Source organism: Nonlabens sp. (assembly GCF_051251825.1).
Lineage (GTDB): Bacteria > Bacteroidota > Bacteroidia > Flavobacteriales > Flavobacteriaceae > Nonlabens.
The window spans coordinates 245,031-258,689 of record NZ_JBPOGG010000003.1 but is presented as its reverse complement, the minus strand read 5'-3'; the positions used below and the strand labels follow the sequence as shown (position 1 = coordinate 258,689).

Annotated in this window: 9 protein-coding genes; 4 read left to right on the top strand and 5 right to left on the bottom strand. The window is 35.7% G+C overall.

Going from position 1 to position 13,659, the window contains the following annotated elements; translation table 11 throughout:
* Nucleotide 1: 1 nt before the first annotated feature.
* A complete protein-coding gene (mutL, locus tag ACSHWW_RS06175; RefSeq protein ID WP_435681551.1) occupies nucleotides 2-1,825 on the bottom strand; it encodes a DNA mismatch repair endonuclease MutL in 1,824 nt (607 codons plus the stop codon).
* A 9-nt stretch (nucleotides 1,826-1,834) separates the two neighbouring features.
* The gene (locus tag ACSHWW_RS06170) at nucleotides 1,835-2,116 is read right to left on the bottom strand and encodes a riboflavin synthase subunit beta (protein ID WP_435681550.1); all 282 of its coding nucleotides are present in this window, start codon (nucleotides 2,114-2,116) and stop codon (nucleotides 1,835-1,837) included.
* A 237-nt stretch (nucleotides 2,117-2,353) separates the two neighbouring features.
* On the opposite strand from ACSHWW_RS06170, the gene ACSHWW_RS06165 reads away from it, so the two are divergent.
* The gene (locus ACSHWW_RS06165; RefSeq protein WP_435681549.1) at nucleotides 2,354-5,962 is read left to right on the top strand and encodes a S8 family serine peptidase; all 3,609 of its coding nucleotides are present in this window, start codon (nucleotides 2,354-2,356) and stop codon (nucleotides 5,960-5,962) included.
* A 37-nt stretch (nucleotides 5,963-5,999) separates the two neighbouring features.
* Here the strand turns inward: ACSHWW_RS06165 and ribH are convergent, their stop codons facing one another.
* Nucleotides 6,000-6,524, bottom strand: coding sequence for a 6,7-dimethyl-8-ribityllumazine synthase (gene ribH / locus ACSHWW_RS06160; protein WP_435681548.1), 525 nt, complete (start codon nucleotides 6,522-6,524; stop codon nucleotides 6,000-6,002).
* 4 nt (nucleotides 6,525-6,528) lie between these two features.
* The gene (locus tag ACSHWW_RS06155; protein WP_435681547.1) at nucleotides 6,529-7,317 is read right to left on the bottom strand and encodes a tetratricopeptide repeat protein; all 789 of its coding nucleotides are present in this window, start codon (nucleotides 7,315-7,317) and stop codon (nucleotides 6,529-6,531) included.
* Between the two features lie 183 nt (nucleotides 7,318-7,500).
* Here ACSHWW_RS06155 and recF point away from each other — a divergent pair, with 183 nt between their 5' ends.
* Genes recF through ACSHWW_RS06140 form a run of 3 tightly spaced genes read left to right on the top strand, consistent with a single transcriptional unit; the run spans nucleotide 7,501 to nucleotide 9,273 of the window.
* Nucleotides 7,501-8,580: a DNA replication/repair protein RecF gene (gene recF / locus ACSHWW_RS06150; RefSeq protein ID WP_435681546.1), complete on the top strand. Its 1,080-nt coding sequence runs from the start codon at nucleotides 7,501-7,503 to the stop codon at nucleotides 8,578-8,580.
* Nucleotides 8,577-8,987, top strand: coding sequence for a lipocalin family protein (locus ACSHWW_RS06145; protein ID WP_435681545.1), 411 nt, complete (start codon nucleotides 8,577-8,579; stop codon nucleotides 8,985-8,987). The genes recF and ACSHWW_RS06145 overlap by 4 nt, the downstream gene beginning before the upstream one ends.
* Nucleotides 8,974-9,273 (top strand): DUF721 domain-containing protein, encoded by a 300-nt coding sequence (locus ACSHWW_RS06140; protein ID WP_435681544.1) that lies wholly within the window; start codon nucleotides 8,974-8,976, stop codon nucleotides 9,271-9,273. Before ACSHWW_RS06145 ends, ACSHWW_RS06140 begins: the two co-directional genes overlap by 14 nt.
* A gap of 61 nt (nucleotides 9,274-9,334) precedes the next feature.
* On the opposite strand, the gene ACSHWW_RS06135 is transcribed toward ACSHWW_RS06140, so the two are convergent.
* Nucleotides 9,335-13,594 carry a translocation/assembly module TamB domain-containing protein gene (locus tag ACSHWW_RS06135; protein WP_435681543.1) on the bottom strand — a complete coding sequence of 1,420 codons (4,260 nt, stop codon included), beginning with the start codon at nucleotides 13,592-13,594 and terminating at the stop codon, nucleotides 9,335-9,337.
* Between the last annotated feature and the right edge of the window lie 65 nt (nucleotides 13,595-13,659).

Genomic DNA, 13,659 nt, shown 5'->3' with positions numbered 1-13,659 from the left:
TTTAATTAAACTTTAAATTGAGGCTGTCGCCTGTAATATTTATAAAAACCTTTTTTCCCTGAGCCGTAAGCTCACATTCCTTACAAGCAAACAACTCATCTACGAGATGCTCCATCGCCTCTTGACTCATAGACTCTCCTGATTTAATTGCCATTCCTCGCGCCATGGTAGCTGCAAGTCTATCGGACTGGGAAAAACTTTCTTCTGGTAAATCCAGCTCACTATCTCTTATCACTGCTTCCAGGACTTGAGGAACATCTTTTTCTTTTAGTTGGATAGGCAATCCGTCGATTTCAACGAGATTGTTTTCCAAAGTTTTAAAGATAAAACCAGTCTGCTCCAGCTGTTCTTGTAATTGTGTTAAAATAGCAACCTCATCTACTGGTAAATTTAATCGTAATGGAAAAAGCAATTGCTGACTCGTTCCTCGTTGAACCGTGATGTGTTTTAATAATTGCTCATAAAGAATACGCTCGTGAGCACGATTTTGATGAATGACGAGCATACCACTTTTTAAGGTGCTTATAATGAACTTGCGTTGCAATTGAAAAATATTGCGTGACGCATGATCATCTTCAAATAAAGAAGGTGACATAGAAGTTTCCTCGGTCTCATCTATAAGCTCAGATGAATCTTCTAAACCTGCATAAAGTGATTCCCAGGCTTGTGGAGCTGGCTTAGAATAAGATGGTGTTTCCTTTCTAGAACTACTGTTATTACTAGAAAACGGATTGAAATCAGGATTGACTTCAATCTTTGGTGAGCTCGAGTTCTTCTTAGTATATTCATAAGGAACCTCATATTGTGGTTCTTTATCAAAGTCTATGGCATTAATACTAAACTGTCCAAGCGCGTGCTTCACGCTTGCTCTTACTATGGCGTACAGACTGTGCTCATCGTCAAACTTGACTTCCGTTTTAGTAGGGTGAATATTGATATCTACACTATCCTTAGGAACGTCTAGAAATAAAAAATAGGTTGGATTATTTTTATCCTTAAGTAAACCATCAAACGCACTCGTTACCGCATGATGCAAATAATTGTGCTTGATAAAGCGATCGTTCACAAAAAAGTATTGTAATCCTTTAGTTTTACGGGCAAACTCTGGCTTGCCTACAAATCCTGTAATAGTTACTAATTCCGTTTCTTCTTCAACAGGAACAAGCTTCTCGTTAGTCTTTGCGCCCATTATGTTAACGATACGCTGTCGATAATTTGAAATAGGTAAATTGAAAAGCTCTGTATCATTACTTGTAAATTTCAATCCTACCTGAGGATGCGCCATGGCAACTCTATGAAACTCGTCAGTGATGTTACGTAGTTCCACATTATCTGACTTTAAGAATTTGCGACGTGCCGGAACATTAAAGAATAAGTTGCGCACGCTTATCATGGTTCCTTTAGGCGTGACCACAGGTTCTTGATTAGTAACTTTACTTCCTTCTATTTCCAGTATGGTACCTAAATCGTCTTCTTCCCTACACGTTTTCAAAGTAACATGAGCAATCGCCGCTACTGAGGCAAGTGCTTCTCCACGGAAACCTTTAGTGTGTAGATTAAAAAGATCGTTTGCGTTTGTAATCTTGGAAGTAGCGTGTCTTTCAAACGCCATGCGAGCATCAGTCATGCTCATTCCTTTACCATTATCTATGACTTGGATTACCGTTTTACCAGCGTCTTTAATAATGAGCGTAATCTGGCTAGCTCCTGCGTCGATCGCATTTTCTAGTAATTCTTTTACTACACTAGCTGGTCGTTGTACTACTTCTCCAGCAGCAATCTGATTTGCCACATGGTCGGGCAGTAATCTTATAATGTCAGACATGCAGTCAATCTAGATTTTAAAAATGGATAAATCAAAGTCAATCAACCATAAGAATACCAGCAATAAAATCGCAATTATTATATATAGACGCATTTTAACAGCAGCATCGATACCTTGTTTATAATCATTCATTGCCGTATGAAATCTATTTTTAATGCCACCAGCATCAATAGTAGTGCGGTGTTCATCAAATTTATTTTTCATCTCAAACGGTCGTCTTCCTTCCTCTTGCTTAAAATAGCGAGGCTCGTAACTGTACTTTTTGTTTTTGCGACGTGATAGAATTCCCATAATTATGGTTTAATACAAAGTTAATAAATATGCTCAAGTACTTATCGCAAACACTATACCGACTATTAACAATGTGATTAAAATTTAAAAAGCCAGTTTGAACTCTTGTTTTGTTTAATGAAAACGCTTTCGCGAAAGCGTGATCTTAAACCATAAATAGATTCTATAGAACTGTTATCTAATTGTGAAGTTTAGGGCCTATATTTAAAGCCTATTATTTATTATAAATAAAACAAGATGAATTCTAAGTTACAAATTTTAAGTAAAATTAAACTACTAATAGCTGTTAATGTGCTACTTATAAGTTTAATGAGTAATGCACAAGACGCCTACCCAATCGACTTTCAAGGTGATGTCATTGCAATGAATTCAAACATTGATAATTTTCAGTGGAGCGAATATCCGTCAAATAGCGTTCTTAATAATCGCTATACAGGCTGGATGCAATTTGCTCAAACTCCTACTCTAGCGATTCAAGAAGAATTAAAAGCTGCTGGAATCACGCTCGATGCATATATTCCACATAGAACCTATGCGTTTACTGCGCCACAAGGAATAAGCCCAACGTTTTTAAAACAAAAAGGTGTTATTACGATTGCTCCATATGACACAAGCATGAAAATGTCGCATGAATTAAAAAATGAAACTATAGGTGACTGGGCATCACGAGGAAATAAAACACTCGTTCAGATACGTTACTTTGACATGCTTACTCCTGAGAATATCCATCTTATTCTTAAAAATAATAATGTAGAAGTGATAGAAATTTTTTCTACCGGACAGCTTGCGATAGCAGCCATAGAAAATGACCGCATTCAACATATAGCTTCTCAAAATTTTGTACAATACATGGAAGTAATCACGCCACCATCTGTTAAGGAAGATACTGATGGTAGAGGTTTACACAGATCTAGCAATCTAGATACGCAGCAAGTAGGTGGAAGAAATTATACTGGCGCTGGAATAGGTGTTCTGGTTAGAGATGATGGTATTGTAGGTCCGCACATAGATTTTGAAGGTAGAATAGATAACTCTCAAGCAAATGGAACTGGTCAAACTCACGGTGATGGAGTTGCTGGAATACTTGCTGGAGCTGGAAATTTAAATCCAGAGAATCGAGGAATGGCGGCTGGATCAAATGTATTTGTATCAAATTATGCATCGTCGTTTCTGGATTTACCAACTACTTCACTCATAGCAAACGGAAGTGTTCAAATTACAAACTCTTCCTATGGAAATGGCTGTAACGGTGGTTATACAACAACAGCACAAACCGTCGATTCCCAAATTAACTCTAACACGAGTTTATTACATGTATTCTCTGCAGGTAACTCAGGTACTGCTGATTGTGGTTATGGAGTTAGTGGATGGGGAAATATTACGGGTGGTCATAAACAAGGTAAAAATGTTATTGCAACAGCAAACGTGAACGAAGATGGAACACTTGCAACAAGCAGCAGTAAAGGTCCTGCTACTGATGGAAGGATAAAACCAGATATTACGGCACACGGGCAAGGTCATATCTCGACTGATGAGGATAATGATTATCTATCATTTGGAGGTACATCAGGTGCTGCTCCAGGAATTGCTGGTGTAGCTGCACAATTATATAGCGCTTACATAAGTTTAGGTGGGCAGTTTGCTGTCGCTCCAGAGTCTGCTTTAATAAAGGCTATAATGTTGAACACTGCAAATGATGCAGGTAATATAGGTCCCGATTTTAGATATGGCTGGGGAATAGTAAATGGTCTAAGAGCAGTTAAGTTGCTTGAAGATGGAAGGTTTTTTAATAGATCGATAAGTCAAGGTGTTACTCAAAATAGAATGATTGCTATTCCAGCAAATACGACTCAATTAAAAGTAATGTTATACTGGAATGATCCAGCAGCTACTGCAGGAGCTACTACTGCCTTAGTTAATGATCTAGATTTAACAGTCACTCAGCCTGATGGAACAACAAATAATCCATGGGTTCTTAACAGTAATGCCAGTACCATTACCTTAAATCAACCAGCAACAACAGGTGTAGATCGACTTAACAACATGGAACAAGTCCTTATTAATAATCCTGCGGCTGGAAATTATAACATTAACGTAAATGGTTTTAATATTCCTATGGGTGCTCAAAATTATTTTATAGTATATGAAGTAATTCAAGATAACTTAACAATCACCTTTCCAGATGGAGGCGAGTCATTTACTCCTGGTAGTACAGAATTTATACAATGGGATGCGGTGAACACTGTTGGAAATCACACCTTAGAATACAGTTCAAATGATGGTGCATCGTGGAATACGATTGCAATTGTAGGTAGCAATGATCGTCTATATGAATGGACAGTTCCTAATGATGTTTCTGGAAAATGTTTAGTTAGAATATCAAATAGCAGTGGAATGAGTGACACTAGTGACGCTCTTTTTTCTATTGCCGAAAGAGTTAATGGAATAACCATATCACAAGTTTGTCCTACTTACATAACGATATCCTGGAACCCAGTGGCTGGAGCAACCTCTTATGATATTTATACTTTGGGGCAAAAATTCATGGAAGTTGTGGGGACAAGTAATACTTTGAGCTATAGCATTCCTATTACAAATCCTAGCGATGTACAATGGATTGCCGTGCAAGCAAAAGGAGGAAGTGGCTGGACCAGTTTACGCTCAAATGCTATTGAATATGATGGTAGTGGATTGCTCAACTGTTCTCTAAGTGACGACCTTTCAGTTTCGAGTATTCTAAATACTGCATCTGATTTTCAAACGATTTGTAATTCAGGTCCCATAGTTATATCAGCAAATATTGAAAATTTAGGTTCTCAAGCACAATCTAATTTTATGGTATCTTATCAAATAGGAAATAATGCTGTTGTTCAAGAAACTTATAATGGAACTCTTAATTCTGGAGGCTCCATCATCTACAATTTTTCAACGCCTGTCACAGTCACTACAAACGGAGCTGATACTCTCAAAGTTTGGGTAAGTATAAATGGTGATGAACAAATTGTGAATGATGAAAAAGAACTTGATTTCTATGCGGCTGTAAGTGCAGTAGTTTTGGATGTTGCTGAGCCATTTGACATTAATGGGTTTGTACCAGAAGGATGGAATGTCAGCAATCCAGATGGTGCTCGAACTTGGGTAGAACAAACAAATATCATCGGGATTAATGGCTCACCTACTACAGTGGTGTTCCTTGATGGTGTTGCGTACAGTGCACGTGGACAAGTGGATAGTTTTACGACAAATTATTATGATTTAAATTTTAATGGCACTGCTGTATTAACCTTTGATCTTTCAAAAGCTCAGTGGTCTGCTTCTTATAATGACGGATTGAGTGTAGATATTTCTACAGACTGTGGTGCTACGTTTACTGAAATTTATTTTAAAGATGGACTTACGCTTGCTACTGTAGGATACACGGCTTCTACATTTGTACCTAGTTCTGCTGCAGACTGGAGAACAGAGACTATCGATTTAACTGCCTACGTAGGAAACGATATTCTATTAAAATTTAATAATCAGAATGATTATAGCAACAGTACTTTTATAGATAATATAGCATTAACTAGCACATTATCGAGTAAAGAAAACAAACTAGCTCAAGCAATTTCTTTATATCCTAATCCAGCGAGTGATATGGTATACTTAGAAATAGATAATTCTAACCTTCAGGAGGATTTAAATATTCAAATAATGAATAGCCTAGGTCAAGTAATCCATAATCTTGAGGCTAGAAAGAACGATAATCTTATCAAAGTTGATGTGAATGATTATAGCACCGGTTTATACTTTGTATCTATCCAATCAGGAAATTTACAAACAACAAAAAAGCTGATTATTAAATAATCAGCTTTTAGTAAGTTCTTAAAATATAGGAATATATCTAGTGGTCGCTATTTTTAATAGCGGCCATTTTTATTGCTGCTATTGCCGCCTCAGCTCCTTTATTACCATGGATTCCTCCACTACGAGCTACAGACTGTGCATGAGTATCATCTGTTAAGACACAAAAGATTACAGGTATGCGAGTCTTGTTAATGTTAAGATCTTTTATTCCTTGAGTTACTCCTTGACATACAAAGTCAAAATGAGCTGTCTCACCACGTATTACATTACCTATAGCAATAATAGCATCAAGTGGTTTTTTAGTTCTTCTACTTGCCACTGGATAGTTTCTCAATTGCATAGTTCTACATCCATAGATCAATTCAAATGATCCAGGAACGTTCATTCTATGAATATTTGCAGTTGCTACACCACAATCTTTTAAAGTGTCTAGAGCACCTTTAAAAAGGTTTTCTGTAATATCATCATTCCATTCAGAAACAACAATCCCGATGCGCATCGCTGCAGCATCGGGAATATCGTTTTTATCGTAATGTGATAAGTCTTTTCCTTGTGTCGCCATAGAATTAGTTTCCTGCAGCCTGTGCTTGACCTAAAAGAACCATCGCAGTTTTAGCTTCATCAGCATCTGCATATTTAGATTCGATAGTTTCTAGAGCTTTTACAGCTGTAGATTTATCTCCACTTGCAAGAGCAGCGTTTGCCGCTTTTAATAAATACTTAGGAGAAGTAAAATCGTTAGGATTAGTTTCAGCAGCTTGCATGTAATAAGAAACTGCATCACCAGTTTGATTTACTTGAACAAGAGCATCACCTATTCCAGCAAGTGAAATAGACTCAAGTACAGAGTCACCACCTTTATAAGCTGTTAAGTGATCGATTGCTTTCTGGTAATTTGTTCCACCTAGATTTAGGTAAGCCATTCCAGCTTGATAGTTTGCAAGGTTTGCAGCATCAGTTCCAGAATATTCATCTATGATTTTTAATAAACCAAATTTTCCTTCTCCACCTTCAAGTGCAAGAGTGTATAATGAATCTTGCGCTTCACCTGTTGCAGTGATTGCCTCGTTATAATAAATGTTTGATTGTGTCATCTCTGCCACAGCCTCTTCAGACTTAGGACCTAAGATAAATTGAGTGTAAGCCCACCACAGTAAAGCGATAACAGCAAGTCCACCTATGATATATAGAATGGTGTTTTGATTTCTACTTACCCATTCCTCTGTTTTATTTGCTCCTTCATCTAGTGAGCTAAACACCTCAGCGGTAGTTGATTCAGAATCTAGAATCTCTTCTACTTCTTCTTTCTCTTTTTTCGTTTTAGGTTTGTATCCTCGTTTATTATAGGTTGCCATAGTTTCTTTATTGAACGCGCAAAAATATAATATTTATCCATAATTAAAAATGTGTTTAAAGCTTTATTCTTCTTAGTTTCAAACCATACCTTTGTGAAGAGTGAAAAAGAGGTGTCTTTATCTCGCTTTCGCGAAAGCGAAATAACCACAACTAACTGCTATACAAAACATTAAAGTAAATCTATGCACCTGAATTTTTTGAGCTTAGTAAATTATAAAAGTTTCTCTACAGCGGAATTTGAGCTGGATGAGAAGATAAATTGCTTTGTCGGGAACAATGGTGTAGGAAAAACCAATGTTCTGGATGCGATTTATCACCTTGCCTTTGCAAAAAGTTACTTTAATCCTATCACGGTGCAAAATATCAAGCACGATGAAGACTTTTTTGTAATAAATGGAAATTTTACCAAAAATGAAAATAGCGAGAAAGTAGTCGTAAGTGCAAAACGTGGTAATAAACGCGTCATTAAACGTAATGGTAAAGCTTATGAAAAACTAAGTGAACATATAGGGCTCATACCGCTGGTAATAATTTCTCCTGCAGATCGTGATTTAATTATTGAAGGTAGTGATACTCGTCGGCGTTTTATGGACAGCGTTATATCGCTAGATAACCAGCAATATCTCAACAAACTAGTCACATATAATAAGCTGATTCAACAGCGCAATGCGTTGTTAAAATACTTCCAGGCAAATCGTACTTTTGATAGAGCTGGACTTGAAGTGTATGATGAGCAACTCGTGATACTCGCAACCTTTATTCATAAAACTCGTGTAGATTTTCTTAAAGTCTTCACTCCTATTTTTAAAAAATATTATGCTTACATATCTCAAAGTGAAGAAGATGTAAACATTTATTATAAGTCTGATTTAAACGATACGCCTGCTAAAGAAGTGTTTGAAAATGCTCTACAAAAAGATATGCAATTGCAGTATAGCAGTGCTGGAACTCATAAAGACGATCTGTACTTTTTACTGGACGATCATGCGATTAAAAAATATGGAAGTCAAGGGCAACAAAAAAGCTATCTCACCGCTCTTAAATTAGCGCAGTTTGAATTTATAAAGGAACAAAGCGGTACGGTTCCTATTTTATTGCTCGATGATATATTTGATAAGCTAGACGAAAATCGAGTTTCTCAAATCATTAATATGGTAAATGATGAGCAATTTGGTCAGTTATTTATAAGTGATACGCATCCCGATCGTACCGAGCAAGTTGTTAAAGAGATACATCAATCGTATAAAATATTTAAGTTATGAGAAAACTCATTCTATTAATAGCATTTATCACCATCACTTCATGCAGCAATAATGCTACTGAAATGGTGAATTCCATGGAAGGTTACTGGAATATAGAAACGGTTACGTTACCCGATGGGACTGAACGAGAATTTCCGTTTTCTAATCACATGGATCATTTTGAAATAGAAGGTTCTATGGGTGTGAAAAATAGAGTAAGCCCTACTTATGATGGTCAGTTTGTTAATTATGGTAGTCCAGTTCCATTTACATGGGAAACAGTAGATGGTAAGGTCGTTTTAACATTTAAAGATGGTGAAGGTAGACACCAGCAAACCTTAAAAAAATGTAATGAAAGCACACTAGTTTTATTACATGAAAACGGAACAGAATACATTTATAAAGCTCACGAGAATGCGCAAGAATAAAAAGGACGATTTCCTAAACATGAGCGAGGCTTTAAATGATTTTAAAGCTCAAAACAAACTGCAAAAAGGTTTTGCTCGTGTGGATGTAGATAACGCATGGAAAGAAGTTATGGGCGCTGGAATTATGGCTTATACTACTCAAGTAAAATATAGTGGTACCACACTTTTTATAAGTCTTTCTTCTTCTGTATTGAGAGAAGAATTGCTTTATGGGAGAACTAAAATTTTAAAGAACCTTAACGATTATCTAGGTAGTGAGATGATTGAGAAATTAGTATTGAGATAATTGTAGTAGATTTTTATAAGTAGGAATTAAAAACTCTTATTATTTATATTAACGAAATTACCTAAAAGCTTACTGGTCCTTTATTGAGTTCTTCAGTTTCGGCTTTTTTCTCCACCTTAGTTTCTATCTCCATTTTTTTCTTGAAAACCTTTTGATATAATTCTTTAATAGTATCAAAGTCAACAGACCAAGAAAGTCCTACTCCTTGAGCATATCCTTCTTGCCCTATTTGCTGTAAATTATCTTCACGATTAAATATCTTAAGCCTTAGCGAGCCATCTTCATTAAGTAAAAACTCTATTTGAACATTACCTATAACTGCTCGTTCTGTTGCGCTGGTGCTTCCCACAGGAACTCCTAGTTTCCCATTGATTAAAACACGATCTGTAATTTGGGTACTTACTGTAACACCAAATCGGTCTGAGCGTTGTAAATCACTATTAGGATTACGTTCAGAAGCATCATAGTCTATTCCAAATTGAATATCACCATCACTGTTTCCTACGATATCATTTACTAGACCAGAAAGACTCTCTACTAGATTTCCTGTCACAGCATTTTGACCTATACTGTTAGGATTATAAAAGGTTCCAGTAGTTATCAGTGACATGGCTTGCAAATAACGCTGCGCTTTATCCTCTAATCGATATTGTAACTCTGAGGTTACTACAGAGTTTGCATTAGGGAAATTAATCTCAAATTCAGGATCAAAATAAGACAGTTTACCTTGTAGTGAAGTAACAACTTCAACAGGTATTTGGGAATTAATATTAGGGTTATCTAACAATATTGCCGGATTTGCTTGTGTTTGATAAGTTGCTCCTACATCTATGCTTGCCTCAGTCGGGCTACCATTCCAGTCCACGGTTCCTCCTGGTTGAATGGTAAATTCCTTATTTACTATTCCTGCATATTTAAAGTTATAAATTCCTTCATAAGCGATGAAATCTCCATACATGTTGAACTTACCCAAGGTATTTATTTCAAGTAACAAATTACCAGCTCCACGACCTCTTAAATAACTTCCGTTTTCTTGATCAACGGTAATTTCTACCTCAGCGGCTGGAGTAACTTTTAAGTTAAATCGTAACTCAAGTCCTGAGATATTCTCAATTTCAATATTCTCTCCAGATAAACGTGCAGCTTTCTCTTCAGGACTTAAAAAGTAAATCACTGAATTGTCTCCTATACTTTCTGCATCATTAAGTGGTACTTTAAATATTGTATCCTCACCAGTGGTTGCGTTAACATCTATGAACAACTCATCTGTAGGTCCAGAAATTCTTGCTTTACCATCTATGAAAGCCGTTCCATAGTACAAGGACTCATTTGTCAACTCTGTATCCAAAACGAGTAATCGATTTGAATCTAGATTAAGATCCAGTTCCCAAAATCCAAAGTTCTTATGTTTAATGACTCCAGAAAGGTTTCCTTTAGTGCCATATTTAGTATCTGTGAGTTCAATGGTATTGAAATCAAATAGATCTGTGGCAATGGTAATCTCGCTATTTTGTTCAAAGTCAAAATCAGTATTCAGATATGGAATGTTTAAACCACCATCTTTCAATCGTAATCCACCACTCAAGTTGGGTTCTACAAGTAATCCTGTTAAACCTATTTCACCTGTCGCAAATCCTCTTATATTATCTATGACTTCTCCACCCAGCGGACTCAAAGCAACAAGATTGAAATCATTGAAATTCACATCAACATTTATTCTCGACTGCTCTCCAGAGGTGTTAACAGTTCCGTTTGCCCATAAGGTTCTTTTAATGTCGTCCTTTAATTGAGCATTTACTTTATACTTAGTGAGGTTCTCATTACCAGCAATGATCATTTCAAAATCTCCAAGCGGTGTATCATTTACTTCAAAATCTGATACGGTGAAATCACTGGTAGGTGCATAATTCCCGTCTTTTTGACTCAATTCAAGGGAACCATTAATGAGTCCTCGCATTTTAAGACTATCTATGGGCGATGTTAAACTAGAAATACGAACATCTTTAAAATCCAGGTGTAAATCTTTATTATCCTTACCGCTTATATCTCCTGCAAGAGTTATGGATTCTTGAGCATGCTTAATTACTAAGGTGTCTAAACTGAATTTCTTGAAATCATGATTAAAAGTGAGTTGTACTTTTTTATCATCATTATTTAAAAACCATTTTTTTCCTTGAAATCTTACATCACTTTTTCTTATTCCCACCACAGACTGACTGCTGTCATTTACCGTATGGTAAAAACTCAAGTTATATTTATCACTTTCTCGTTGTTCACTTTTAAACTCAGTCCTGAAAAATAAAGTATCCCTATTTGTTATATTAATAAGTTTAAAATCATTCACATCATACACACCATTCTTTACATTATCAATTTTAATAAAAGTGTTGAATAATGGGTTTTGATTATCTATTTGAACATTTACTTTATCTAACTTAATATCATCAAATAATTTAATTTCTGGTGTCCTAAAGGTCATTTTAAATTGAGCTTCGTTTGAAGCAACCTGGCCTTTAAGAGTTGTGTTTTCGCCTAGAGCGATATCAGGAAAAACAAGATCTACAATCTTATCATAGATTTGAAATTCATAATCTAAATATTGATCTTTTGTAACCGTATTTGAGCGATAATTAGTGTAAACATTCCCAATTGCGTTTTTAAACAGCTCAGGTATTTCTTCTACTTTAAAAACACCTGACAACTCACCTTCTATGATGTCTTTACTGTTAATGGTGATTTTGCGAACCTCATTATCAGAAGAAGAAACGACTTTAAAATCTTCAAAGACGTATTCATTATTATCATTCTTATAGCTAGCGTCTTTAAACTCTATAAAACCATAAGCATCATTTATGTTAGTTCCTTGCATGGCCATTTGCACATCACCCTTAAGAATAGCCGTAGAATCTCTTTTAAAAATATTGATTGCATTTAAATCTGCATATTCTATACTTGCTTTAAAGTCGTATTTATTGATTTGCTTAGATAAGTCTGCTAGTCCATTAAAGGTCAGTTTAATGTTAGGGTCATTAATAGATAATTTACCGTCAAACAAAGGCTTTTTAAGTGTTCCGTCGATTTTTATATTGCGATAAGTATAACCGTTGAACTCTATATTGATTACGCCACCGTTAATGTTTGTATTTAAATCTTCAGGATTAAAACCTCGACCGTTGACATTTAAATTGAGTGTTGTTTTTCCTAATGAGGCAACACCTAGAAGCGAACCTATATCAAGATTTTCTACAATGATTTTACCTTTATAACCAGGTCGAGCGCTTTGAATTTCAGTAAGTACTAGGTTAGTGTCAAATGCTCCTTTACGAGTTGTACCTTTCAATCTAGAGACCACTGTATTTGCATTTACTGATGCATAACCACTGGCATTTATGGTTCCTAACGCATTTATCTCTCCTGGTAAAGCATTAAGCACATTAGGTAAAAAGGTCTTGAGGTCTTTATTACTTACTCGCAGTTTATTAAATGTTCCTTCTATAAAGAAGTCATCAAGATTATCTACCACATTTACAAAATGCATATCACCATCAATAGCGATATCACTTAAAGCTGTGGCATTCATATTTTCAACCCTGAAATCATTGAGATTCCCAGTCATGTGACCGCTTAAATCTACGGTTTCATTTTTCACGAGTTCATTGTAAAACAATCTTAACTCGTTAGTCGCGATGGAAGATTCATCGATTTGAAAATCCCAATTTACTTTATTAGTAAAATCAGCAAAATCCTTAATCTCATAATTCAATTTTAAATCTCCATTTAACATAGAACCAGCAGTTTCTATTTCCAGATTTGCCGCATGAATTTGAGTAGGTGAATATTTAAATTGAGTCGATAAATTTTTGACGATTAAATCCACCACTCCATTTTCCTCTTTCATAACACCAGTATGCATTAAGAAGTCAGATTTTTCAATATCTGCTGTAATGACTGATCCATCAATCTTAAAATCACTAGCAACCATATTAAGATTCCTAGCATTGAAGGATTCAGGATACTTTAACGTCTCATCATAAACCATGATGCGAGAATTAGTCACATCTAGCTCGTCAGCTTCAAGTATAAACGGCGCAGAACTGCTAGAATCACTACTACCAAATTTATCAATGAACAAACTCAAGTTATCTCTAGCATCTTCTTTGTATCTATGTATATTCAGGTATAATCCATCTAGAGCAACATCACCTAAATCGGGTTGACCATCAATTAAATCTCCAAAACTAAGGATAGAAGTTTCAAGATTTTTGACATAAATAACAGTGTCTTTCCTATGGTCTAGTGCAAGAGCATTTTCTAGTACCACATTTCCTGAATAGCTTACATGAATTTTTTCAATGGAGATATCAGTATCATAGGTATCGTTAAGAT

Bases quoted from the DNA above. Each gene is read 5' to 3' on its own strand.
- ACSHWW_RS06170 (WP_435681550.1), bottom strand. From the start codon at position 2,116: ATGGGAATTCTATCACGTCGCAAAAACAAAAAGTACAGTTACGAGCCT.
- ACSHWW_RS06145 (WP_435681545.1), top strand. From the start codon at position 8,577: ATGAGAAAACTCATTCTATTAATAGCATTTATCACCATCACTTCATGC.
- ACSHWW_RS06165 (WP_435681549.1), top strand. From the start codon at position 2,354: ATGAATTCTAAGTTACAAATTTTAAGTAAAATTAAACTACTAATAGCT.
- ribH (WP_435681548.1), bottom strand. From the start codon at position 6,524: ATGGCGACACAAGGAAAAGACTTATCACATTACGATAAAAACGATATT.
- mutL (WP_435681551.1), bottom strand. From the start codon at position 1,825: ATGTCTGACATTATAAGATTACTGCCCGACCATGTGGCAAATCAGATT.
- ACSHWW_RS06155 (WP_435681547.1), bottom strand. From the start codon at position 7,317: ATGGCAACCTATAATAAACGAGGATACAAACCTAAAACGAAAAAAGAG.
- recF (WP_435681546.1), top strand. From the start codon at position 7,501: ATGCACCTGAATTTTTTGAGCTTAGTAAATTATAAAAGTTTCTCTACA.
- ACSHWW_RS06140 (WP_435681544.1), top strand. From the start codon at position 8,974: ATGCGCAAGAATAAAAAGGACGATTTCCTAAACATGAGCGAGGCTTTA.